Origin of the sequence: Methanolobus vulcani (assembly GCF_006546655.1) — an archaeon.
In the GTDB taxonomy this organism is placed as follows: domain Archaea; phylum Halobacteriota; class Methanosarcinia; order Methanosarcinales; family Methanosarcinaceae; genus Methanolobus; species Methanolobus vulcani_A.
Genome location: NZ_VIAQ01000007.1, coordinates 30,669 through 55,562 on the forward strand (window position 1 = coordinate 30,669; position 24,894 = coordinate 55,562).

28 protein-coding genes and 1 pseudogene are annotated in these 24,894 nt (G+C 34.8%); 18 read left to right on the top strand and 11 right to left on the bottom strand.

The genetic code is table 11. From position 1 onward, the window contains the following. Positions 1–5: 5 nt before the first annotated feature. Positions 6–497 (top strand): BglII/BstYI family type II restriction endonuclease, encoded by a 492-nt coding sequence (locus FKV42_RS02370; RefSeq protein ID WP_196214019.1) that lies wholly within the window; start codon positions 6–8, stop codon positions 495–497. Between the two features lie 220 nt (positions 498–717). Here the strand turns inward: FKV42_RS02370 and FKV42_RS02380 are convergent, their stop codons facing one another. Both FKV42_RS02380 and FKV42_RS02385 read right to left on the bottom strand, forming a co-directional pair. Then, entirely contained in the window at positions 718–1,182 is a 465-nt protein-coding gene (locus FKV42_RS02380) for a hypothetical protein (protein WP_154808648.1), read from the bottom strand. Positions 1,183–1,345: 163 nt separating this feature from the next. After that, the gene (locus FKV42_RS02385) at positions 1,346–2,611 is read right to left on the bottom strand and encodes a hypothetical protein (protein ID WP_154808649.1); all 1,266 of its coding nucleotides are present in this window, start codon (positions 2,609–2,611) and stop codon (positions 1,346–1,348) included. 339 nt (positions 2,612–2,950) lie between these two features. On the opposite strand from FKV42_RS02385, the gene FKV42_RS02390 reads away from it, so the two are divergent. Next, complete coding sequence (locus tag FKV42_RS02390) at positions 2,951–3,961, top strand: competence protein CoiA (protein ID WP_154808650.1); 1,011 nt, start codon at positions 2,951–2,953, stop codon at positions 3,959–3,961. Between the two features lie 5 nt (positions 3,962–3,966). On the opposite strand, the gene FKV42_RS02395 is transcribed toward FKV42_RS02390, so the two are convergent. From FKV42_RS02395 to cas1, 3 genes are all read right to left on the bottom strand, one after another. Beyond that, entirely contained in the window at positions 3,967–4,236 is a 270-nt protein-coding gene (locus tag FKV42_RS02395) for a hypothetical protein (RefSeq protein WP_154808651.1), read from the bottom strand. 34 nt (positions 4,237–4,270) lie between these two features. Next, a complete protein-coding gene (locus FKV42_RS02400) occupies positions 4,271–5,137 on the bottom strand; it encodes a hypothetical protein (RefSeq protein ID WP_154808652.1) in 867 nt (288 codons plus the stop codon). Positions 5,138–5,240: 103 nt separating this feature from the next. Continuing rightward, positions 5,241–6,146, bottom strand: coding sequence for a CRISPR-associated endonuclease Cas1 (cas1, locus tag FKV42_RS02405; protein ID WP_196214021.1), 906 nt, complete (start codon positions 6,144–6,146; stop codon positions 5,241–5,243). A 312-nt stretch (positions 6,147–6,458) separates the two neighbouring features. Between cas1 and FKV42_RS02410 the strand changes: the two genes are divergently transcribed. The 11 genes and pseudogenes from FKV42_RS02410 (at position 6,459) to FKV42_RS02450 (ending at position 14,536) form a co-directional block, all read left to right on the top strand. Further along, entirely contained in the window at positions 6,459–6,650 is a 192-nt protein-coding gene (locus FKV42_RS02410) for a TRAM domain-containing protein (RefSeq protein WP_154808654.1), read from the top strand. A gap of 1,286 nt (positions 6,651–7,936) precedes the next feature. Beyond that, positions 7,937–8,251, top strand: coding sequence for an EthD family reductase (locus tag FKV42_RS02415; protein WP_154808655.1), 315 nt, complete (start codon positions 7,937–7,939; stop codon positions 8,249–8,251). Positions 8,252–8,337: 86 nt separating this feature from the next. Continuing rightward, on the top strand, positions 8,338–8,463 hold the full coding sequence (locus FKV42_RS14185; RefSeq protein WP_268865961.1) for a hypothetical protein: 126 nt from the start codon (positions 8,338–8,340) through the stop codon (positions 8,461–8,463). Further along, a complete protein-coding gene (locus tag FKV42_RS02420; protein WP_154808656.1) occupies positions 8,424–8,963 on the top strand; it encodes a cysteine hydrolase family protein in 540 nt (179 codons plus the stop codon). Before FKV42_RS14185 ends, FKV42_RS02420 begins: the two co-directional genes overlap by 40 nt. 265 nt (positions 8,964–9,228) lie before the next feature. Beyond that, a complete protein-coding gene (locus FKV42_RS02425; protein ID WP_154808657.1) occupies positions 9,229–10,152 on the top strand; it encodes a hypothetical protein in 924 nt (307 codons plus the stop codon). A 38-nt stretch (positions 10,153–10,190) separates the two neighbouring features. Next, positions 10,191–10,646 (top strand): hypothetical protein, encoded by a 456-nt coding sequence (locus tag FKV42_RS02430; protein ID WP_154808658.1) that lies wholly within the window; start codon positions 10,191–10,193, stop codon positions 10,644–10,646. Between the two features lie 121 nt (positions 10,647–10,767). After that, the gene (locus FKV42_RS02435) at positions 10,768–11,301 is read left to right on the top strand and encodes an FKBP-type peptidyl-prolyl cis-trans isomerase (protein WP_154808659.1); all 534 of its coding nucleotides are present in this window, start codon (positions 10,768–10,770) and stop codon (positions 11,299–11,301) included. Between the two features lie 427 nt (positions 11,302–11,728). Further along, positions 11,729–12,199, top strand: a complete 471-nt coding sequence (locus FKV42_RS02440) for a DUF2798 domain-containing protein (RefSeq protein ID WP_154808660.1) — start codon at positions 11,729–11,731, stop codon at positions 12,197–12,199. Positions 12,200–12,288: 89 nt separating this feature from the next. Then, a pseudogene (locus FKV42_RS14325) lies at positions 12,289–12,381 on the top strand (IS1 family transposase); the annotation flags it as partial. Positions 12,382–12,648: 267 nt separating this feature from the next. Beyond that, positions 12,649–13,380: a hypothetical protein gene (locus FKV42_RS02445; RefSeq protein ID WP_154808661.1), complete on the top strand. Its 732-nt coding sequence runs from the start codon at positions 12,649–12,651 to the stop codon at positions 13,378–13,380. Positions 13,381–13,927: 547 nt separating this feature from the next. Then, positions 13,928–14,536: a YkgJ family cysteine cluster protein gene (locus FKV42_RS02450; protein ID WP_154808662.1), complete on the top strand. Its 609-nt coding sequence runs from the start codon at positions 13,928–13,930 to the stop codon at positions 14,534–14,536. A 459-nt stretch (positions 14,537–14,995) separates the two neighbouring features. Here FKV42_RS02450 and FKV42_RS02455 read toward each other — a convergent pair whose 3' ends face one another. Next, entirely contained in the window at positions 14,996–15,277 is a 282-nt protein-coding gene (locus FKV42_RS02455) for a hypothetical protein (protein WP_230375424.1), read from the bottom strand. A 200-nt stretch (positions 15,278–15,477) separates the two neighbouring features. On the opposite strand from FKV42_RS02455, the gene FKV42_RS02460 reads away from it, so the two are divergent. Next, positions 15,478–15,786 carry a (2Fe-2S) ferredoxin domain-containing protein gene (locus tag FKV42_RS02460; protein ID WP_154808663.1) on the top strand — a complete coding sequence of 103 codons (309 nt, stop codon included), beginning with the start codon at positions 15,478–15,480 and terminating at the stop codon, positions 15,784–15,786. Positions 15,787–16,130: 344 nt separating this feature from the next. Continuing rightward, positions 16,131–17,579, top strand: a complete 1,449-nt coding sequence (locus FKV42_RS02465; RefSeq protein WP_154808664.1) for a saccharopine dehydrogenase C-terminal domain-containing protein — start codon at positions 16,131–16,133, stop codon at positions 17,577–17,579. 147 nt (positions 17,580–17,726) lie between these two features. Here FKV42_RS02465 and FKV42_RS02470 read toward each other — a convergent pair whose 3' ends face one another. Continuing rightward, the gene (locus tag FKV42_RS02470; protein ID WP_154808665.1) at positions 17,727–17,921 is read right to left on the bottom strand and encodes a hypothetical protein; all 195 of its coding nucleotides are present in this window, start codon (positions 17,919–17,921) and stop codon (positions 17,727–17,729) included. 208 nt (positions 17,922–18,129) lie between these two features. Here FKV42_RS02470 and FKV42_RS02475 point away from each other — a divergent pair, with 208 nt between their 5' ends. Beyond that, positions 18,130–18,891: a formylglycine-generating enzyme family protein gene (locus FKV42_RS02475; protein WP_154808666.1), complete on the top strand. Its 762-nt coding sequence runs from the start codon at positions 18,130–18,132 to the stop codon at positions 18,889–18,891. Positions 18,892–19,460: 569 nt separating this feature from the next. Here FKV42_RS02475 and FKV42_RS02480 read toward each other — a convergent pair. Next, complete coding sequence (locus FKV42_RS02480) at positions 19,461–19,991, bottom strand: hypothetical protein (protein ID WP_154808667.1); 531 nt, start codon at positions 19,989–19,991, stop codon at positions 19,461–19,463. 314 nt (positions 19,992–20,305) lie between these two features. On the opposite strand from FKV42_RS02480, the gene FKV42_RS02485 reads away from it, so the two are divergent. After that, positions 20,306–20,911 carry a hypothetical protein gene (locus FKV42_RS02485; RefSeq protein ID WP_154808668.1) on the top strand — a complete coding sequence of 202 codons (606 nt, stop codon included), beginning with the start codon at positions 20,306–20,308 and terminating at the stop codon, positions 20,909–20,911. Positions 20,912–20,989: 78 nt separating this feature from the next. Here FKV42_RS02485 and FKV42_RS02490 read toward each other — a convergent pair whose 3' ends face one another. Genes FKV42_RS02490 through FKV42_RS02500 form a run of 3 tightly spaced genes read right to left on the bottom strand, consistent with a single transcriptional unit; the run spans position 20,990 to position 23,728 of the window. Continuing rightward, on the bottom strand, positions 20,990–21,769 hold the full coding sequence (locus FKV42_RS02490; protein ID WP_154808669.1) for an alpha/beta fold hydrolase: 780 nt from the start codon (positions 21,767–21,769) through the stop codon (positions 20,990–20,992). Next, the gene (locus FKV42_RS02495; protein ID WP_230375428.1) at positions 21,747–23,018 is read right to left on the bottom strand and encodes a radical SAM/SPASM domain-containing protein; all 1,272 of its coding nucleotides are present in this window, start codon (positions 23,016–23,018) and stop codon (positions 21,747–21,749) included. Before FKV42_RS02495 ends, FKV42_RS02490 begins: the two co-directional genes overlap by 23 nt. Positions 23,019–23,044: 26 nt before the next feature. Then, positions 23,045–23,728, bottom strand: coding sequence for a hypothetical protein (locus FKV42_RS02500; RefSeq protein WP_230375426.1), 684 nt, complete (start codon positions 23,726–23,728; stop codon positions 23,045–23,047). 274 nt (positions 23,729–24,002) lie between these two features. Here FKV42_RS02500 and FKV42_RS02505 point away from each other — a divergent pair, with 274 nt between their 5' ends. Beyond that, positions 24,003–24,608, top strand: a complete 606-nt coding sequence (locus tag FKV42_RS02505; RefSeq protein ID WP_154808671.1) for a methyltransferase family protein — start codon at positions 24,003–24,005, stop codon at positions 24,606–24,608. Positions 24,609–24,894: the final 286 nt, after the last annotated feature.

Consider the following 24,894-nt stretch of genomic DNA (forward strand, 5'->3'; position numbering starts at 1 on the left):
TGTATATGAGATTCAAAGAAGAATATTTCTTTTGTAGTCCTAAGTTGCTTAGAAACATCCCAGAAGTAAATGAAATCTTTGAATGCATAAAAGCTGTTAAATGGCAACCCGAGTTTAAGCTGGAAGACAAAAATCACCAATCTGCTTATAACAAAGCTTTTGAACAGGAATTTTCTAATTATCTTTGGTCTAATAAACCATTACTTAATGACAATCCAAAATTGATTGGAGACTTTCAGAAAAACGATGTTTTTGTTGAAATTCAGTTTGGAAATAGTGCTACTATTTATCGTGATTACTATAAATTCCATTATGGGCTAGCAAATAAACTACTATCTTTAGCAGTATTGATTGTTCCAACAAACCCAAAAAAGTTTTTTCCAACTCGAAAATCAAGTGTCAGTAACATGGCAGAATTTGATTTTGCTTACAAATACTTCAATTTACTTCCAATTCCTGTTCCTATATTATTGATAGGATTACTGCCTGAAAATTGATAACATTCTCCAAATGTCACAAAAAGAAGCGGAAGCTCTAGGAGTTTCAAGGAGCAGGTTTCAGGGAATCAAGCAAAGAATAAGGGAAAATAGAGATATCAACTTGAATACTCCGGCAGTGAGGAGGTTGGTAGAGTATATTTATCCATTAATTGAAGTGGGGTTTAATTGCGTTAATTTGTAGGTATAAAAAAGGAAATAGAAACAATATATACTTTCTTTAGGAATCTTTAAATTCTATTTTCGTACTTGGGATAACATCATAGTTATTAGTGTCTGTTGTAATATCGGTTATTTCTACGTTATCTGACCCTTCAACAATTAATGTAATCGAAGTTTTCTCTTCTGGATTAAGATTCTTAATGAATACTTCCGCATAATTTCCATTTCCACCTAGTATTGTTACATCAGCACTTCCGTATTCTGAAACATTGGTAATGTACCCATTCGTATGTATTTCAAAATAGACATGTTGCGCAATTCCATCGCCTTTATTCTTCAAATAAACAGTAATGTCATATGTGTCTGGGGATATCTCTTGTGTTGAAGATGTAAATAATAAATCTGGGTGAGGAGCAAAAAAACCTGCAATAGCCTTTGCTATAAAGATGACAGAAACCCCTATGATAATACCAATTATTAATGTCTTTGTTGTAGATTCACAGTTTTTCTGATTAGACTCCATTGCTATACAGTAGGACACTTAATATATATATTTATCTTGTGAAATGATAACATGAGGGAGTCGATTTCGGAAAATTAGCAAATGATAGAGAGAATTGAAAAAAATCCGAATTTGCATACTTCAGCAGTTAACGAAATAGTTAATCGTGCTAATTAAAAATAGTTTAATCATTCAGTGAATGTTTATTTTTGAAATCATATATTGAAACCAAATGATTGGGGCTGACAGACTTAGCAATCTTCTCATTGACTGTATTATTTTGCATATCTATTATTGTATCAGAAAGTTTTAAACCTAGACTCGCCAAGAGTCCAGAACCTAATACACCTTCAGCAACCCCTCCTATCAAGCCTAAACTTAATGAAATTCCAAATTTAATTCCATCAGCTCTCCTAGTTATTTTCCTGGAGTCATTCCAAACATTCTCAAGTATCTCTGACATATCTCCACTTTTTTCCTCAATGATATCTGTTTTATTTCTTTTTACTCCTTCATTGAGGGAATTTACTATTTTGTATAAATCTTGATCATCATATTCTTGAATCACTTTTGTGCATCCGCTTATTGTCTCGGGATATAAAGTTATTTTATTCAAAAGAAATTTTCCAATCTCAGGAGGAACAGAAGAAGTATTAGGCTCACAATCAAATTGTTTTTCTAAATCATTTACATAACCCATGAATTTTTCTCCATAATGACATATAGGCTTCAATAAACATTTTTGAGGGTTTGATATTAAAAAACCGTATACTGTAAGGTATAAATGAGCTTTTTCAGGATCTATAATCATTAAAGTTCCAATTTCATCAGCCAGTTCCTCGTAACCGCTGGCTTTAAGGATACTATAACGACTAGCATAATCTTCTAATTTTGCTAAAGTATATGATATATTACTATTTCCAAATGCACCTGTTGCGTCCATTACAAACTTATTAAAACCATGCTCAGCTAGGGTTTCAAATTCAATTTTGTTTTTTTTGTCCAATTCGTGACCAGTAACGGATAATGAATCATATTGAACAATTGGTGGTTTGAGTTCAGTAAGTAATGGCTCAAGAAAATCCAGATTTTTATAATAGGTAGGAGGCATCATGAGAACAAATTGTATTCGTCCTGTTTCTTTTTGAAAATCTATCATTTCATCAATTTTATGGGAATTAAAACCCATTGTAAATTCGTGAGTTTTATCAAAAGCTTCTTTGTTGTCTTTAGGGATTAACTTCGCTAATGTTGAACCATAAAATGGAACAACACCCCATATATTAGTATAAGGGTCTGCAATTGGTTCTTTCAACTTAATGAACCTATTTTTAGGTGGATATCTTTCATTTAGTCCTACTTTTCCCTCATCTAGTCTTGTGATAAAACGAATGGTTTCTTCCTTTTCATGAGCCTCATAATCTTGAAGGAACTCTTCAAAAGTATTCATATTAGGTAAATAGAGTTTATTGCATAAAAATCTTGTATGGGTAATAATTATTATTTCGATTTTCAAACGAAACAATTAAAATTTAAAATATAAGTTCCGTTTTTTTGTGTTAACTATATCCCTAATCTAAAATACTAAGGGTACAATTCGAACCTTTTAAAATACAATTCTTAAAAGAGTTGCATTTTTCTGAGTTACCTATATCCCCGCATCGCTTCTAAGGGATATAGGTAACTCTGATTTTTTGTACGCTAGTCCATTTTGGACTTTAATGAAAATACATACGGTATATAATTTGATGAGGTAAATTTTAAATTTTTAAAAGCATTCATTAATGTGATGTTATATGCCAATACTAAAGATGGGGAGAAAATAAGAGCCGCTAAAAAAAATAAGAGTGAAGAAATAAAGGCATATTGCCCTCTTTGTGATTGGCCAAAATGTGAAAAGCCTTTAGTTTACAAGACTGGTGAAGTTAATATCCATCATTTTGCTCACCCAGAAGGCACAGAATGTTCAGATAAGTGGAGCAGGGGTAAAGAATCAGAATGGCATTTGGGTTGGAAAAATTTAGTCAACAAGAAATATTGTGAAGTTCCAATTGTAAAAGGCTGGAAAAAACATCGAGCCGATATACAAAATAAAAACGGGTTAGTTATAGAATTACAAAACTCTCCCATATCAGTTTCTGAAATTCATGAACGTGAAGACTTCTACAACAATATGATTTGGTTAATTAACGGACAGGAAAAAAGAATTATTGTACATTCACCTGATTCTTATTGTGGTAGCGGTTATTGGCCAGATGACTGTAATATGATAATATGGAAGTACTCAAAAAAGGCAATACTTGAAGCTAAAAAAAGAATATTTATTGATATAGGTAATGAAGAAATATTATATATAGTCAAAAATGTCAATGGGTCATATTACTCTGAAACTAACGAAGGAAATAGGTTTGGTGGCTATTTAATCAGTAAAACTGATTTTGTTGATTATTTTTTAAAGGCTAAAAACAACTCTGTTTTTGATAATATTCAGAAGAGTATGCTAGAAGGCAATGGTTGGTATTTAGAACATCTTAAATTATTCGAAAAGTATTTTCATTGGTTACTAAAAACAAAAACTCATTCTAGCTTGCGATATAGGGTAAATGAAGAAGAAATGTTTGACGACTATTTTATTGTTGATGACTATAAATCACCTCGATTTTTGATTGATTTGACTTATTTCATTGTAGAGCACCCTGAATATAATGACAAACGGTATTTATTATTCAAAACTATAAAAACTGGTATAGAGTTGGGCTGGCACGATGCTATGAGAGATGGTACATTAAAGTATGCATAATCAATTTATTTTATTTCACCAACCCATTTCAAAAAAAATACAAAGCCAATAAGCAAATAAGCTCCCACTTCTCCTTTATTTGACAACCATTCAATAATACCCAACCACCATGGAATTTGACTTTGGGCTGCTAATTCAACGCTTGTTTCTATATTTTCTTGACTGGGTTCATTAATAGCCTTCAATGAAAATATCCCAATCTTTAATAACAGAGGTAATACAAACACTGCAAATATAATAATTTGAATTGTTTCCTTGTTCAAAAAATCTGGCATTTATTTCTCCACAAAAAGCTAAAATTCTTTAGTATTATGAAAATTTGACAGTTGCAGTCTTTGTTTTATTCCTTTTTTTACGGAGATTTCCTTCAAGCACTAACAATGAAACACCAAAAGAGTTCAAATCTTGTTCAAACTGGTTGTAAAATTCAGAATTAATTTTTCCTATATCAAGGACAACTAGTGAAATATTAGGATAGTGTTTGGCATAAGTATGTAATTGACCTAAAGAATTTCGAATATGTGTCTTGCTATTACCAATCTTCAGTTCTAATGCTACTGTATTTATATGATTTTCAAGTACAATATCTATTTTATCATTAAACTGTCCACATTCAACTTGTCGATGGATGTTCCATCCATTCTTACCATATGTGAAGTTCAAAAGAGAAGAAAGATGACTTTCAAACTCATATTCGTCAATAACTTTTAAGGAATTATCAAACTCTTGTGATATTGTGCAAAGCACCGAATATAATATTTCTTCATCTGAAGAAAGTTCGGTTGAGATTTCCGTTTGAGGTCTATTATTTTGGGAGACATTAGATACAATAGCTTTATTATTTTGGTTTGATTCACTTATTAAATCTGAAACATTAACTTTTCGTTTTTTGAGATAATTTATTATTTCCTCATAACTTAAGTTAGATCTTATGGAAATTATATAATCATCTATGGTTAACTTGGGAACTTGTTCATCATCAAATACAAATTCATGAGATGTAACTTTAATTCCATAATTTTTTGCCATATATTGAAGCTGCCTCAATGTGAGTCGACGCAATGCTTTTGTTTTATTTCTTTTTAGCTCTTCACGTCTTTGTATTTCATCGGTTACTTTACCAGCACCCTCTGCCATTTTTTGTGCACCCTTTTTTACAGCATCCCATAAAGCCACAATATCACTTCTATAAAAAGTTCGTTAAATATAAATCGTTATTACAAATTGATTATATCTTACTTAAATTTTTATATTTATTCTACGTGTCTATATCAGAAGTTTACATAGATTCTTCCCACATCTCCAACCTTTCCCTCACATGAGCGTTCATAGTAAACGGTTTATCCGCTTCAGCATTTTTCTTCATGTAGTGTAATGTACCCTTAGAGAATCCCATCTTCTTCCAGTCTGAATATGAGATACTGAGTATCTTCTGCCTAATATCGTCTGAATCCTGTCTCTTAACAACATAAGCAGGTTTACTAAAATCAAGTGTTTTTCTTTTACCAACAAGATACTGAGCAAGCTCCCTAGTTTTCAATAACAAAGCATAACTCCACATAACAGACTGCTTCTTGTATGGAACTTTCTTGTTCATCCAGTCATTAAACTCTTCAGTCACTTTCTTAGCTCCTGAAGGTTTAAGCCTGAGTGAATAGCTCTCAGTCCTGATAAAGTCTGTATTATCCATCTTCTTGGACTCAATAAGGCTGATTACAGCCATATCAACAATGAATCTAAAAGGCTCTTGCAGATCATAGGCAAGACTGTTCTTGCTAGGATTCATCTCATGTAAAAATCCTACATGAGCATCAAGACCGGCCGTATTAATGGCTCTCAAGCATTCAGCTTCAAGAAGAGCATAACCATAATTAAGCATAACATTAACTTTGTCTCCTGCTCCTGTTGCTCTCCTGTATTGGTCTATCCTAGAACAAAAATCATATTCATCAGGAATAGCTTTATTGAACTCGTTCCAGTACTTCCAAGCAACTCCGCCTTCGATACCCATGATTTCCTTGATAGAATTAGCAGACTTCAGTTTTTCAATATCCTCTGTGAAATCATAATCTATTACAGGATATCTTTGTTTCAGATAATCAAGCACTACAAGAGATTTGTCAAACTTAGCCTCGATGAAGTTCTTTGCTATCTTGACCCTGAGGAGGTTGACCTGAAATGAGATTCTCTAAGGGTACTCTGCATTACATGAAGAAAAACGCAAAGAGCTATAAACCGTTTACATTGAATATACATGTTAAAAAAAGGTTGGATATGTGGAGTAAGTTGCTTTGACACATTATTCGGGCACATACGAACATCTTTATATAGTATCCGAACATAGTACGTCTGCTTTTAGAGGCTGAAACTACTTTGATAATTATAGGTCTAGATGGTATTACCTTAACTGTATTTACTGTTTTTTCGTATCTTTAACCAAATGGTTGTATTCTTTTTGAGCTAATACTTAAAGGACGTGAAATATTTGTTTAATAACATGCAGTCAAATGCTCCAGTAGAAGCTGGCAAAACATATGAAGTGACAATCGAAGACATTGCAAGAGAAGGCGACGGAATCGCAAGAGTAAGCGGATTTGTTGTTTTTGTACCAGATACAAAAGTCGACGATGAAGTTACAATTAAAGTTACTAAAGTAATGAGCAAGTTCGCATTTGGCGAATTAGCTTAATTTTTGTACTTAAAATTCATTTAATTATACAGTAGAAAACCAAGAAATTGGTTTCTACTTCACTTTTTTTATCATTTTACTTATATGTTATACCTTACAAAGCGTACACTCTTTACCAGAATATTAAATGCTGTTGTGTACACTACGTGCAAAACACCGTGCACTTTTTTCGCCTTGTATATATTCCCGCACCTGAGCGTCGGGATATAGTTATCTCCAAAAAACCGAACTTCTTGAAATATATCATTTATATTTTATTTATTTGTATATGCACATGAATTTATAATGAAACACAGTGTTAAAAATAAATGGTCTGAAAAAGCTTAGTAATGATGTTAAATCTATCAAAAGAATAATATTTAATATGTAATATAGACTTGACATGGATTCAATTGATGAAATAGTAGACCCAGATATACAATCTTTAGTGAACAAGAAAGACACTAAAGGGATACTCAACACATTGAGTCATAGTAACCCAAAAATAAGAAGTCAAGCAGAAAAGACTTTTTTCAAGTAGTAAGTTTTAATGACACTGAAATTCTTATTGAAGGTTTAAATTCTGAAGTTTAGGCAACACAAAATGAAGTAAAATGAATATGGAACGGTGAAAGTTTTGGTGGATAACTTCACTCTCAATATTTAAACAAAGGAATGATTAATGGTGTGAATTTAAATAAAATGTTTACTCTAAAACACCAGCATTAAAGCCGATGTTCCTGATTTTTGTTTCTAATTCTCATTTAATGAAACATTGTTTCTTATTCACTTTTATCTGTTAAGAAGGATACTTACTTATGTGGATTACTAAGTGGAGTGGGAATCTACATAAGATACTGGAGCGAGATTATCGGGTATCAACCTTCTATTAATAGTGGGGGTACGGTATTAGAAAGTTGATACCTTTACTACATTTGGGTGACGTACACCATATATAGATGATTTGCCTGATAGCGGTCATCACCCAATATAACATCCAACCAACAATAAAATTGGCTCTATCAGGCAACCTTTTCTAATAATCAATTGAATTTTTCCTGTTTAGCTGCATCCCTGGTTTGCGATGCGGGGTATATCTACTCAGATTATAACGCCTCTTTTGTAAGCATTATACAGCACCCCGTTTCTATTCCTACTTGTAATTTCTGCGCCTCACATTATTAAAAGAGATAACAGTGTTAACCTATTCAGTAATAATGTTTCATAAACGATATAAAATATCAAACATTATATTATAATGTGTAAATTTTTGCATAGCGCTAATGATATTTTATGGAGGAGTGGGAATGTCAGATACTGTAGGTTTTGTAGTAGTATACAATAAACCAGATGATACTGAGAAATTTGATACACGATATCAGGAACATTTGAGTTTATTTAATCGAACATTTGGGGATATCGTAGAAAATACGAGGATTTTAAAGTTAGACGATGAAACATTTTATCAATTCAGTATAGTAGAATTCAAACCTGGTACAGACTTCGATGCTGTGATGAATTCTTCTGAAATGAAAGCTGTGATCGGAGATGTACTAACGTTTGTTCCTGAAGATAAAGTTAAACTTCTGCCAATAACAGAAACTATCCCTTGCTCACAATAGTGAATAAGGTTTGATTATGCGTTTTTACTGTGTTAAATAGCTATGTAAAGTCAATATCAACTTTAAGGCATATTGGGGGTATACAAATGGTAAAAGTAAAAAGAGATAGCACTGCATTCATTATTGTGGATGCACAGAACTTTGTCCTTCATGAAAAAGGAGCTAATGCAGAATGGGAGCCTGGAAATTCGCTCAGGAAAAGGGTATTGTAAAAAGTACGGTCAAAGCCATTGAAAAAATCCGGGCAGAAGATATACCCATAATATTCGTTATTATGGAGCTACGACCTCAAATATCACAGGCTTTAAACGCAAACTTACCTGAGACAGATTTCTGGAAAACAATAAAGGAACTGGATTTTTCAAAAATAACCCGCGAAGAAGGGGAATTCCAGATGAAGGTCATCGAAGAGTTCACACCTCGGCCTGAAGATCTCATCGTCACAAAACACCATACTATGAATAGTTTTCACGGCACAGACCTTGACAGGATACTCAGGTCCCTGCACTGTGATAACCTGCTCTTTGGAGGTGCCATTACAAACCTCTGTGTTGAAAGTACTGTAAGGGGAGCTTTTGACAGAGGGTATAATTGTATTGTCCTGAACGATTGCGTTGCTTCAGTTAGTGACGAGGCACAGAATTTTGCCATGGAGTTTGTATTTCCAAAATTTGGGAGGGTATGCAACTCAGAGGAGCTTAAGATTTTGTAAAGGAGACAGTCAAATAAATAAAAATACAGTTTTCATTCGTGCCATTGGGGATTTTAGGAGGAAGAAATGGGAGATAAAAAGAGTACACAAGTATCAGTACTAATAATTATTTAATTTAATGTATTAAATAATAATGTTGGGGAAGAGGTTGGATATTTTGTTAAGTACTTTCAGTCCAGTATTATTTGAAAATAATAGCAGACTGTTTTTTAAGATACTTCACCAATCTTACCCATGATATAAGAATCAGTGGAGAGGGTTGAATATGAAATCTAAGAGCACACAATTGGCCATAGTGATTGCTGCAATGATATTGTTTAGCGTTATTTTTGTACCAACGGCGAGCGCTACTCCAGAGGAATCTAAGGAGAAATGGACGAAAGACCATACTATAAAGAACGTTAAATTGACAAAGATTTACAAGTATGAAGAAGGGTACCTGAAAATAAATAAGATATATTCTGGTGAGGAGCTTAAGAAGAAGACAGGATTCAGTAAATTAAATGAGGAGATGGAAATTCCTCTGGAGACTGGAACTGTAATGATAAACAGTAAGGATGACAAATTGGTCGTGACTGAAAATGAATTGCTATTAACGAGCAAAAAGTCTGGAACTATCAAGTTGGAAAAAGGAAAAGAGAAAGAGTATACGACCAAAACATCGATGGTAATTACATATAAGAACGATCCATACCAATGGTGGAATGATGACTATAAATATCCTCAATGGACATGGTCAAAGTTCTTCAGCTGGTATGTACGGGAAGACCCAATAAATCTGGCATGGGATAATTCCTGCTTAACTGAAGTTAAAAGCGAGATACCAGAATCTTGGACTGATAACCCATCTGAGTACACACATTATGTCTATGATCCTAAACTCGGCTGGAAGAAGGGCGATGGTGTGGCTACAAGTGTATATAGAATATCTGGTGGATACCATGCACGTTTATGGACAATTTCAAATGGTGCTGTGGTAGCTAATGCTCATGAGGATGATGGGGTTTTCGAATGGCCACTCGGACATCAGGCCATTGATTACGAAGGCGCAGAAGGGATAGTTGCCGCATTTTATGATGGATGGGATTTCTTTGCTTATCCCCTTGGTTATCCTCTTGGCAATGAATATACAAACGAATATAATGCATACAATAATGGGAATGCTACCGTGATAACTGCAGTTAAATAAGGTGGTTCCAGCCACCTTTCTTATCTTTTAGGAGTTTAATGGACAAAAATAAATCAATTCTCTCAGCAGCAATTGTGGTTTTGCTTCCATTATTGCCTGCATTGATAGATGTAGGATACAAACTGTATTTACCCATCATGGAAGATGTTATATTGCATATACTTATGACTATCATAGTCTTTGGTGTGCCGGAAGCAGTCATAATATATTACGGATACACCACAGGAGATAATATCACCTCCACACTATCAGGTGTCTTTTTAATTCCCCTTTACATCTTCTATTCAGAGATTCTTCTGGAACTGTCAGACCCAGATTTCATAATGGCAGGTTTAGGTCACTGGCTACGAATTATCACCATTATTGATCTCGTAATTCCAGCTCTAATCTGTGGAGTAATGGGTTATTGTGCATCAAAAAGGACAAGAGCATCTCTTTTAGTATCAATCTTTTCCGGAACATTCCTTATTCTCATATTTGTTCTCATTAATTGATTGATGTAGTAAATATTTAGGTTACACTGCTTCTTTTATAATTGGTGTTTCAGACTGGATTCAGTATTCTTATATACCTTAAAGTTCCACGTTTTATAGATGGAAATATTGGGGTGGTCGTATGAAGAAAATCCTATTCATGATATTGGTTTGTTCTTTGCTTATCAGTGGGTGCACTGAGTCTGACAATGTCCAAAAAGTAGAGGCTGGAGACTTTGTTTCTGTGAATTATACAGGAACTCTAAATGATGGGACCGTATTTGACACTTCCATAAAGGAAGTTGCAATAGAAGAAGGTATTTACAATTCTGCCAGGAACTATGAACCTCTGTCTTTTATAGCCGGAACTGGACAAAGGATTAAAGGTTTTGATGATGCAGTTATTGATATGGAAGTTGGTGATGTTAAAACGGTTGTTATCCCTCCGGAGGATGCATATGGTGCATATTGTCCAGAGCTTCTGATATCTGTGCCTGTTGAGGAATTCCAATCAGCAAACATTACTCCAATCATTGGCCAGAAAGTAACATCACAAAATCAAGTGGGTGTTATTGTGAACATCACTGAACAAAATGTAACCATTGATTGTAATACCAGGCTGGCAGGTGAGACACTGACATTTACAATAGAAATGGTATCAATAGAGAAAGCCTGATGATATGGCTTTAGGTGGATATGGCGCATTATATGAAATAAAATGAAGCGTGCTTATCAAACCGGATTTTCCAGCCAATCTTCCCGCTATTGCCTGCATTCCTGCCTTCAGCATATGCTTCCTAAAAGACTGTAGCTATCATTGCAGCACATATCCATGCAAATATCAGATTAAAAACATTCACAGTAGTAATCATTTTTTATTGCACATATTTGATTTGGCAGAGAAAACGGCAATCAATTATCATGATGATTAAAAAACCATAGGTTGAAACAATCCAAGTTTTAACAATTATTCAGGCGTTAAATTTATTATTAATCTGGACAACTAGCAATCGTTATAAGAAGATGTCAATTTTTTGATACACATAAACACTCCTTGTGTTAAACTTTCTTATTAATTCATTTCACATGCACAAGGTGAGAATTTGATACAAAATAAAAAAGAGAATCTAATCCATACATTCATGTATGTTTGTTTTATGGCCTTTGTAATGACAGGATACAACATAACAGTCCATCAGGGATTTTCTGCAGATATAATAAAAGTGACCTGGTTGAGTTTTCCTCCTACTTTTATAGTGGCATTTACACTTGAATATTTTATTGTAGGAAAGCATGGAATGAAATTGGTATTTAGGTTACACAAACACCATCACACCCCTTTTCAGAAAAGAGCTATAACGGCATTGGTTTTTGTTGCTGGAATGGCAACTTTAATGTCATTATGTTTTTCAATATCGGCAGTTGGATTTTCAAAAGAATTACCGTTAACATGGTGTTCTAATCTTGCTATAAATGCTGTATTTGCATATCCTTTGATAGTATTTGTGGCAGGCCCACTTGTAGGCTTTGTATTTAGGAAAATCTTCCCGGAAGGTTCTATTGTTGATCTGTGAGATGCCGGTAATAAAAGTCTTCTGAAGATTTAAACAAGTCATGTTGTTGTATATGTACAAACATCCGATGTACAATATTTACATTCCCCATCAGATGCAAAAGATCCAGCCATAAGACGAATGGTAAAATCGCAAGCAAACAACGCTATAAATATCATGATTGCGGGTACAATTATTCAGTGAATTTTCCTGAATTTTTATAGTAATTTTAGATAGAAAAACGTTTTCATTAGGCTGAATTTCCATCAATCGAAGTAAAATACACTATGTTAGGGGAATAATGGTTTAATCGTCTTTTTCAATTGAATACATATTTTAGAATTAGTTTGCGTATAATATAAATATGTTCCAACTGATATGCATTGTATAAAATATATCATCTTAAAAAGTCTATTGCCATTTTATTGAAAATATTGTTAATTATAAAATAGTAAAATTCACCATACGGTATGAAAAATAATGTATTGCAGGGGGTTGAGAGGATACTTTTCACGGTCAGCGAATTTGAAGCTTATGAGATTTCTAAAAAAATATATCATTATATATGCGAGTATTTTATTGATAAAGATATTAGAGTGTTTTTCAAAAAATATAGAAAAGAAAATCTATTGTTTCTTATTCCACCTGAAGACATTGATCCAAAAAGAAGTGGAACAACTAATAAGGATTTCCAGGGGCTGTTGACATTTCAATCTTTTTGCCACAAGTATAAAATTGATACCGAAAAAGCAATGGCAAATTATGTTTCAGAAACAGATTGTGAAAAAAATATACTATCATTAGCAGGTCCTATACCAAATGAGAAGAGTCGTTTTTTCTTTGAATTTGATGAAATTAAATATTGTTTTGGAGGGGAAAGAGGTTATTCAATAATATCTAAAAATGATAATGAAGAATTGTATACAAGTGAAATAATAAACGATGAAATCAAAGTGGATTATGGAATTATCACAAGAATGAAAAATCCATATTGCAAAGAAAACGATGTAATTATAGTAGCTGGTTGTTTAGGACCTGGAACACAAGCAGCAATTGAATCGTTAACTAAAATTAATAAAGTAAAGGTTTTGAACGAACAAAAGGAATATTACTTTCAAGTAATTGTAAAATGTAAGGTCGATTCAAGTTTGCGTATAAGCGAATCCGAAATAATGACGGATACTTTTACAAAACTATATTGATTCATAATAAACATATTCTGAAATGATTGCATTTGTAAGGATGTTACATCTGTATTGATGGTGTGGATGTGTGTGTTGAAGATGCTTAAATTTTCACGCAAGAAGCCCATGATACATATCTAGTTTTCAAAGAAGATAGTGCTGCCACGTTCTGAAATTAAAGACTTTGCAGTAAAAGCTAAACGTAAGGAACCATCTAGTATGGCATTATCTAGATTTCTTTTTACTTTTATTTCATAAAGGTTATTTAATTAAAATCACAAATTAGATTCATTCTTTTTATTATTTGCTGGTTAAAACAAGTTTTTTTTATTTAAAAACCTCTATTTTTCAGCTTTATTTTGATAAATGTTAAATTTAATGATTTTATTTGCATAAATCAATTAATAATACTTCTATCTTTAATTAATCAGTTTTTATCATTTAAATATTCAAAAAATCAATTTATATCATTTTATTCAAGGCAAAAACATTATATTGTAGATGTTTGTTTATGTGCATAGTTTTTATTTGCCTAAATAGGCTTAAAGCTGGTGAAAAAAGGTTTATGGAAATAAGCACGGCTGTAAAAAAAGTAATTCACTATAACGTGGTTCAGAACATTTTAAAACATTATCAATGCCCGGAAACATGCGGAGCACATTGCTGCAGTACAGGACAGATTCACTTTTTTGAGGACGAAGTTAAAGTCCTGACAGTTTTGAATAAAGAAAAGGCAAAAAATATTACAAGCGAAGGTTTGTATGCCGGACTTTACCAGATGAATACACCCTGTTCTTTTCTCAATACAAGCGGCAGATGTGAAGTATACGACAGCAGACCAACAGTTTGCGGTATGTATCCATTCAAGGTCAACACGTCCGGTACATCCCTTGGGCTACAGCCCTGTCCAATCGGATTTCTGATAATCAGAGATTTTGCAGAATGGATAGTTGATACCTTTTCAAGGTCTGGAGTTACGGATGAGGAAATAGTCAGGATTAAAGAAGAATGGCAAAAAAATGTAGAATCATATGAAGCTGAGCTTACAGAATTTCATTTCAAACCACTCCTTAAAGAGATGCAGATACCTTTTGATGAACTTGAGATGCTTTCAATGTTCCTGTCTTCAAAGAAATATGCAGTGCACAATATCGAAAGCAAAAAATCCGCATAAGAATCAAAATCACGATTTGTGGTTCTTGCACTTATATCAAAATAAACTGCATCAGAAGTCATATTTAAAAATCATATACATAATGTTGAGTTTCTAATCTACCTTGCAAAATAATTCACAGTAATATAACCGTCAGCCGTATATATCAAAAACAACATATTGTAATTTGGTTACGAGGAAGTAAGCTGTAAAATGAAGTAATTTTCAGGATGGAAGTAAAACTCTGTCCACATAAACTTCATTAACACGTAATTAAATGAAGAAAATTCAAGAAGGGATAAAACCCTATCCTGCAATAAACTTCACTTGCGTGTAGCCAAAAATGAAGGGGAATTCAGGACGGAATGAAACCCGATCCAGTATCAAACTTCATTACCTTGTAACCACCCTTACTAATTCTCCAGTTTTTCTTTGTTAATTCTCAAGACTGGCAAGTTTGTAGTGTTAAAAACTAGTGGATCATGGTTCTGATTTCAGGGAAACCCGAAAATCCCAGTTCAACTTATTTTTATTCACTGGTGCGAAATTACATCTGACCATTGCTTCCTTGAACTGCTTATTAGTAACAAAGAAACCAACAGGCGATTCTTCAAACAAGGTTTTAAGCGCAAAGCTTGCATAAGTCTTCTTTGATCCTTTTTGCGGGAGGATGTTTTCAATTATCCAGTCATCAATGGTTTTAATTTCAATATCACTTAATTCATAATCACCCATTTTACTTGCTCCTGCTTTTCTAACCATACGCAGATGAGGATTTTCTATATGATTTCATACTTTTTTTAATCTTTGTTTTTTTACCTTCTCATTATTTGATGAAAGAAAAGCGGTAAACCCAATGGTATAAAAAGAGTTAAATAATATACAGTCAGTAAATGCATTCCGAGTACTCGTAAAAAGATACGGCTCAAAACACAATTTGAAATTGATAGAGGAAGATTATCATGCAAAAACCAGAAACTCATATATTTGTTTGCGCAAGCACAAGACTAAACGGAATGGTAAAGGGCGCATGCGAGAACAAGAAATCACATAACCTTGTAGGAATGTTTGCCGAAGAAGTAATGGACAGAGACCTGGAAGGTCAAGTGATGGTTACTGCAACCGGATGTGTAGGTCTTTGCGAGAAAGGACCAATTGTCATGATCTACCCACAGCAGATCTGGTATGGTGAGGTTACAGCAGGTGACGTCGAGGATATACTTGATGCAATAGAAGAAGGCGAAGTAGTAGACAGACTGCTTATTTCATAATACTGAAAACAAAAACGTAAAAACAGAAAGCGATTTATTCAATCAAACTGAATAAGTCGCTTTTATTAATCCTATTCTGATTATTTCTTTTTTTTACTCGATTTAAGCATTTTAGACTAATTTTAGATTATAGAAGCGTCTTGTTACCAATTAACACTATAATTCCTGCCTCAAATCATATCGATTCCTAATAACTATCTTTTAATCAATTAACATTCAAAACTGAGCAGTCTGAATAAATATTTTAATGGTTACCCCATTTTATACTCATAACTTTTGATTTCCTCTGCTTAAATAGGCCTAAAAGACAAAAAGTTATATGTTAGAGGGACTGTACCAAAGGTATGAAACCAAAATTCTCAAATAAGGTTCTCATCATCGGTTATGGTTCAGTTTCACAGTGCACCTTACCACTTTTACTGGACAAACTCGATGTTCCGTTAGAAAACATTACGTTAATAGATTTTGAAGACAAATCAAAAGCCCTGAAGAAATACACCAATCAGGGATTAACATTTGTCCGTGAAAAGATCACTCCTGAAAACCTGAGTCAGGTATTATCCAGACACATGGATAATGATGGCCTGATCATAGACCTTTCATGGAATATTGATGCCATAGACATTATTACCTGGTGTCATGAGCATAATGTATTATACGTTAACACATCGGTAGAAGTATGGGACCCCACTGAGGACTTCATGAACAGAAGCCTGCTGGAAAAATCCCTTTATTTACGTCAGATGAAATTGAATGAGCTTTCCCGTGATTGGAAGGACGCACCTACTGCTGTTGTTGACCACGGTGCAAACCCGGGTCTTATTACTCATTTTGTAAAGCAGGGTCTGCTGGATATTGCAGAACGCACCTGTGCTGACAAGAAAGTCTCTCCTGAAGACGAAGAAGAAATTAAGCAACTTGCTGAGAAAAGAGACTTTGCTCATCTGGCTCAGAAACTTGGTGTAAGAGTTATTCACTGCAGCGAACGCGACACACAGGTTGCTAATCGCGCAAAGGAAGTTGATGAATTTGTAGGTACATGGAGCATAGAAGGGCTTAGGGAAGAAGGTACAGCTCCTGTAGAAATTGCATGGGGTACACATGAGAATAAGATGCCTCCCCTAGCTCAGGTTCCGGACTACGGTCCGCAAAATGTTATTTTCATGCCTCAAATGGGTATGAACACCTGGGTAAGGTCATGGATACCTGATGAAGAGATTGTTGGTATGGTTATCCGTCATGGGGAATCATACGGTCTTTCCAAACTACTGACAGTGTGGGATGAAGAGAAAGCAGTATTCAGACCAACTATTCATTACGCTTACATGCCATGTCATGATACACTCTCATCTCTATTTGAGTTGCGTGGACGCAATTATGAGCTTCAGTCAAAGCTCAGAATAATGACAAACGAGATTGTTTCCGGTGCAGATATATTGGGTGCACTTCTGATGGGTCATTCTTACGATTCATGGTGGACTGGAAGTGCATTGAGTATCGAAGATACAAGATCTCTTGCTCCAGGTCAGAACGCAACAACTCTTCAGGTAGCGGCTGGTGTAGTAGCTGCTGTACTCTGGATGCTTGAGAATCCAAAAGAAGGAATCAGGACACCTGAAGATCTTCCACATGATTTTGTCCTGAATATTGCCCTGCCATATCTTGGTGATTTCATATCCACTCCATCAGACTGGACACCACTTAAGAATCGCAAGGTGTTCTTTAAGGAGAATCCGGCAGTGGAACATGATCCGGATACATGGCAATTTGAGAATTTCCAGTTTATTGGATAGTTCATAGGATAAAGAAGAACACCACTTGAAAACAAGATGAGCTAAACTGGAATAGGATAAATCCTGTTCCAATAACTCATTTTTGTATTTTCAGTGTATTTAAAAGACTACTTTTTGCTATTCTTGAAAAAATAAAGGTTAGGAAAGTCAGCGATCCTTAAATCTTGTCCTATCTCCTGTATCTGGAGCTTCTGACTGACCGGGGCCAGTATCTACTCCTACGCCTGGCTGTTCACCATCTTCTCCGTTGTAATTTTCATCACCTGAACCAGCTATGGCTGTACCACTGAATGAAGCAACAACCATGAGTAAAACCAATATCAATGCAAGTACTTTTTTCATATTGACTCACCTTCTGATGATTAAATATAATTCCATACTATACTATGCTTGCATCTGATATTAGAACATATGTTTACCATATTTTCATCATAAGAGTTCAAAATGTGAATGAGTGTTCTACAAAAATCATAAATTAGAAGTTAATCATAATCTAATTACGAAAGATATATGAAAACTCCTAAAAAATTACAGAAGATGGTTGGCAAAAATGAGTTATATCGATTTAACTTCCGGGAAGAATGAGTCTATCAAAAACATGTATGAAGAAGCTAAAGATAAAATACCTGCCAATTCTATAAAAAATTCAATTGGAATGGAATTTATGCTTATTCCTGCCGGAGAATTCTATCTGGATTCTTTAGAGTTCAGCTATGAGATTCCAATTAAAGTTTCTATACCAGAACCTTTCTACCTGGGAAAATATCAGGTAACTCAAAAACAGTGGACTATTGTAATGGGGGATGAACCTTCCTGTTTTGAGGGTGATAACAGACCTGTAGAATGCATTACCTGGAATAAAGTACAGGAATTCATAAAAAAACTGAATGAGCTTGAAAATACGGATAAATATCGTCTTCCTTCAGAAGTTGAGTGGGAATATGCATGCAAAGCTGGAACTGATACTATATACTTTTTTGGAAACTCTGGCCTGCAACTTGATGAGTATGCCTGGTATTATTTGAATTCAAGTCATGAGACACATTCTGTAGGTCAGAAAAAGCCAAATCCATGGGGACTACATGATATGTATGGAAATGTCTGGGAATGGTGTCAGGATAGGTATCACAGGATTTATGAGGAAGACCTTGCCGAAGGAACTGCATGGGAAATTGTAGGTAATACTGCAATTGCTCTGCGTGGTGGCGCATGGGTCAGTTATTCTAATAAATGTCATTCATCCTATCGCAGCAGCTTTGATTCTGATTATGGTTTGTATTCTGTCGGTTTCCGTCTTCTTATGAAATTATGATTTTGCAGTTAGCTTTTAAATATCCGGGAATCTCCCATTTCTAAACTCTGAAATCAAAACTAAAATCAGGATGGTTAATTTTTCTGGTTTTACGCACACTTCCATAAAACAGTTAATAGGGCTTGCCCATAAAGTCTACTTGACCACAAACTCAGCTATTTGACTACAAAGTAACCCTTTTGACCATAAAGTAAAATTAGCAATAGCTAGCAAGACGTGCTTTTTGCTACCTAATCAGATATATGCGATTTATTTCTAAAACAAAATATTTTATAAAAGGTTGCAAATTTGAAACGATGTTCCAAACTCCATTACTCGATTATATCTACAGGAAAAGCAACTCAAGAAAGCAAAAGTTGAAACTGTCAAGAAATACCTTCAGTTCTTAAAAGAGAAAGCTTCATTAAAGCAGAAATAGTTAGATTGTTTTTGAAGTACAGTGTGATGGAAATCATCTCATTTTTTTGAAATCACAAGCCCAATAGATTTTGGAAACATAACCTTATCCTTTACTCCTTTCACTTCAAAGAATCACTTGATGTATAAGATGTTGGATATATATGCATTATTTAGTCAAGATAACTGACAAATACCACAAATTGTAAAATTAACAATATTAATGCTATAGCCAAGTAAAAAGGTTTTCTGAATGTTACTAAAATACCTATCAACGCATGAATTAATGAAAAATTCCAAAAATCTTCAAAAAGACTGTACATATGTGATAGATTAAACGTGTGTACAAGCAACTGAAATTGAAAATTTACCATTTTTGTGATGACTTCTGCATAAAAAAATGCAAGTGGGAACAAGAGCAGTCCCATTATTGCAGAGGACAATTTATTTTCAGTGAAATATGCATAGCATGCCAGCACCATAACTGGACTAATAAGTGCAATGAACATTAGCATAATAGTTAACAGAAATCCAAAGTCTCCAAATGAAGTGGAATGAAGTATATACGAAAAAAGATTCCATGCTAATGCAAATATAAGAGGAGTAATAAGGATTACAAAGATGGAGTATTTTGGATTCTTGATGTTTTCTCCTAATTTATCTAAAACTCCTGAATCTTTTTCAGAGTATACATTTAATTTCATAATTAAATACTCAAGGGATTTATCCTTTTTAAATTATTATGCCAAAATGAAAGATGAAATAGGTTTTCTACAGAGTTTCAAATACACATCTTTATGAACTATCTGGAAATGATTTTCCGACATCCAATTTGACCATAAAGTAAGCTACTTGACTATAAAGTAGGCTATTTGACCACAAAATAAGGGACTTTATGGGCAAGCCCCAGTCAATAGTTAACTTTAAATAATATTAGCTAAGTAAAGCACTTCCGTATACACTCAGATGCACCATCAATTCGTTAACTAGCAATTAAAATCTGTTCGGAGTTACTATTATGAAAATGCCTACACAAATAAAACATGCTTTGATAGAAGCAATGATATCGCAATATACTGAAGATTTTCCTTCATGTAAAATAAACCAGGAACCGCTTACTTTCCAGGTTGCTGTAGGCAAAATACTTGAGGATGCGGAAGTTTTTGGGATTACAGAATCGGATATTAAAGAGACAATATCAGCAAACCCGAATTCTTTGTCATTAACAGACGATTCAGAATCTTTACAGTTCGTTCCCCCATTTACAAGAGAATGTGATTCTTACAACAAGCTTCTTGAGTATATGCAGGAAAGCACAAAAACCAACAGGAAATTCGCAGTAGAATATGATCCTGCAATAAAGGAATCCCTGATATACAATTTCTTTAGCGGAAATATTGCACTCTTGGTCCCTGAAGAGATGACAAGCCTTGAACAACTAAAATTTGCTCTTATGGTAGGTGGAAGCAAACTCCGTGCTATCCTTGATGATACAGGCGGATGGATCTATGTATTCCCTAAACATATTATGGAATATATGGAATGCGGCAAAATGCCATCAAGAGACACAAATGTCAATATGGTGATTGCAAGCTATCTTGCAGATGTTTTCCCTGATGATTAAAAGGGAAATATTCAGTTGAAAACAAAAATGAGTTCATGAATCCATGTTCTCATTTACTTATTTACTTCTGCTTCACTTTTATTTAACTGATTGCAGATAGTTAAATACAATTTTATTAAACCTGTCATATTGCTCGATAGAACAGACATGACCGCAATTTTCGATAATTTCCATTCTGGAATTTATCCTGTTTTCAGTGTGCATTTTGGCATCCTTTAAAAACAAGTGATCCTCACTTCCAGATACAAAAAGGACTTTAATATTATTGTCAAGTTCATCTAACCATTTTAAACTTGGTTTTGTCTGAGGTATAAGGTCTACCCACCGGCAGAACTCTTCATAACCAAGCTTTTTGGCTTCAGCTACAAAAATATATCTTGACCTGCGGTGATTTCTTCTTGGAAGTATGATATAGGCAAAGAACCTGTAGAGAATCATGTAATTGATCCCTCTTTTAAAGGTGATTGCCAGATAAAGCAGGAAATTTGTTCTCAGGTTGAATTTTACAATTCCACCTCCCATTATGAGAGATTCAGTCTTTTCAGGGTAGAGAACAGCAAATCGCAGGCATATCAGAGTGCTAAAGGAAAAACCCATAAAATAAGCTTTTTTAACTCCGTGATAGATCAATGTATTATTGATCAGTCTGCAAACCTTATAGATGTCAAGGTCTTTGAATTGCGGTTCCTTATGCATCTCAAGAACAAGCAGATTGTAATGTTTTGAAAAGAACTCAATCTGCTTTTTCCATGTCCGGGCACTACCGCCGAATCCATGCACGAATACAAACCACTGAGCAGAATCACTCTTAAAGTGAACTTCTGCACCAAAACATTCAAATTTTTCTTCGTCTGCCATCGGTTATTCCTTTCTTAAAGGCAAAGTACCTCAGGAATTTGGGAAAATTCTTCCGGTTATGCTCAGGCATTTTCAGGAACAGTTCATCAGCCAGCTCTTTCCATTCCCCGGCACATTCAAAACTCTTACTGGCAAGCTCTTCGGCAGATTCGGGGTTTGCCATGTGAGTTGACTTTGCACCGCCGGCCTTTACAACATCAATAATTGCCTGCGGATTATCGATCAAAGGACAGGGACGGAGTGGATTTTCTGAAAAAGGCTGTGCTTCCCTGAATGTTGTGAAAAAGTTAGACCTCAGTGCATCCGCAAGTGAAACATCATAGATGTTCGAATCAGAGTAATGGCAGAAGGCACATGGTTCCACATCACCTTTTGCATTGATATGTGCAAAACCAACACCTGCTCCTATACATCCAAAACAAAGATGACCGTTGTTCCAGAAATCAATAATTACATAGTCTTGCTTTTCACAATAATCTCTGATCTTTTCATGCACATAAGCCCGTTCTTCTGCTGTACACATAAGTGAAGTGTCCGCAGTGCTCCCAACAGGAATATACTGGAAAAGCCAGCCAAACCATGCTCCTTTTGTCCGCATCAGATCAAGGAACTCATCGCCGGCTATGGTCTTGTAATTCTTTGAATGATAGCACGCTGAAAAAGCAAAACCGATGTTCCTTTCTCTCAGGATGTCCATAGCTTTTATGGCTTTAGCGTAAACTCCTTCACCTCTTCTGAAATCTGTCTGCTCCTGAGTTCCTTCAATGCTTATGAAAACATTAAGATTTCCAAGTTCAGCCATTTGATCGGCAAACTCTTCATCGATCAGAGTTGCATTGGTAAAAGCACCAAATGTCATTTTGTTATGTTTTCTGCAGAGTTTAATGATATCATCTTTTCGAAGAAGTGGTTCTCCACCTGTCATCAGGCAATCCATGATCCCTAATTCTTCAGCCTGATTCAATATATCATCGAATTTCTCATAAGAAATATTGTGACCACTCTCATAATCTTGTGACCAGCAGCCTTTACACCTTAGATTACAGTCGCTTGTAGGGTCAATCAGGAGAACTCTTGGAATTGAGCATTTATGCTTGAACCCGTTGTATAATTCCTTCAATGTGATGAAATTACCCATTGTAAGATGACTTGCAATACTCTTTGCTGTGAAAAACTGTTTACTTCTGTACACGTAAGCTTTGTGATGTGGGAAAGGGGGAATTTCTTCTCCTTTCCCATTGATCATCATGTATTTCAACAGAAAACCCCGCAAACTCACTTTTTAGTCACGGAAACTTTCTGAGGAATGACACCATCGAATACAAATTCGCCTTCGGAGTTAGATGTCAGACTGTTTATTTCAAGTCCGGGAACTACTGTATAAATACGGGGGAAATACTCTTCCATTGTATTGACACTATCTTCTTCCAGGTATTTTTCTGAAAGAGGTATAGATCCAAGATAAAAACTCTCGGGATCACCACTGAGTTGGTTATTTGTAACACTGATCTTTCCTTTACTGTAAATGTTAAGGGTATCAGGAAGTGGGATAGGGACATCGTCTGCAACATCAGAATAAAGATCAGTCTTCAATCTTGCGATGTCCGCAGTGCTTGATCCTTCCATCGTTCCATCAGGCAAAACCTTTACCTGAAGGTTATCGAACCACCAGAATCCAGGTGCGATTTCATTCAAAAGTGCCGTGGATTCTTCCGCAGTAAGCGTGAATTGCTTTTCCTGATAATCAGAGAATTCAAAATTATAATCATTTATGGATTTCTTTTCTGCATTTTGCTTATAATCTTCCAGTTCTTCACCGGTCATGCCTTCAAATTCTATTTGCATTCCTGTCTTTTCAAGAGCACTTACGTAGTCCTCGTGGGTATATCTGACACCAAGATCTTTGGGTCCGAACAATGAAAAGCTTCCATATACCCAGAAAATGCTACCTAATACCACCAGACCAACTGCCAAAATGGCAAATTTCATATTTTTTTTATTATCGCTAATTGTATCACCAGCCAACATACAATTATAATTTACATTTCATTATAATGAATTATTCTTATATAATCCCGTGTCTTCCGGGTTTATATATAAGATCAACTTCGGATAATCAGTCCTATTTTTTCAAGCAAGAATATATTTTTTGCTATTTTATTCGACAAAAAAAAGTTGCATCATAAGCCCTAAATAGAACTTCCTATAGATATATCAATGAAGGTGGAAGGGTTTGTTATTATCAACATTGATTCTTATTCTCTGTCTTGTGGGATTTGCATTAATTCATAGTTTACTTGCCAGCCTGCCGGTCAAACGGTTTATAAGGCGCTCATTAGGATCAAAAGCAGACAAACTGTATATGCCGGTCTATAATCTCATTGCAGTTATGACATTAATCCCTCTTGTCTATGTTCTTTACAAAAATCCGGGTGAATTCCTTTATGTCATACCTTCTCCATGGCGCTGGTTCATGGTAGCTGGTCAGGTAATTGCTTTAATAGTTGGTCCGAGAGCTTTGAGAGATGCACCACACAGGTTCCAGTTGCGAGCGCAGTTATCAACACCAAATTCACCAGATTCGATCCATCTTAACATACATGGCATTTACAGGTGGATAAGAGATCCATTCCTTCTCTCAGGACTTGTCATTATGTGGTTAACTCCTTTTATGACAACTAACCTGCTCATGATCTACATCCTGACTACGATTTACCTTATTATGGGTTCAATTCATTGGGAAAGCAGGCTGGTAGCCCAGTTTGGAGATGAATACCGTGATTATCAGAAACACGTTCATAGGATTATTCCAGGACTTAAAGCGTATTATGATAAATAATCGGTTTGGCTTTTATTGAAACAGTCTTCCAAAAAATATATAGTAGAGGATTCCAAAATTAACCCTGTATTTTTTAAGTCATTAGATAATTCTGACCTAAATCATCACTACATCTTCTGGATATTGCTCTTTTTCACTTCATTTTCGTGATTATCTAGGATCCCATCAACAAATGCGTAGCTTTCTCCGACGATTTTGACGAACTCAGCCTCGCAGACTTGAACTGGTTCGTGAATACTCACAAGCACAAGATTCTCCATGCGTGTCATAACTGCAGTCCCACTTT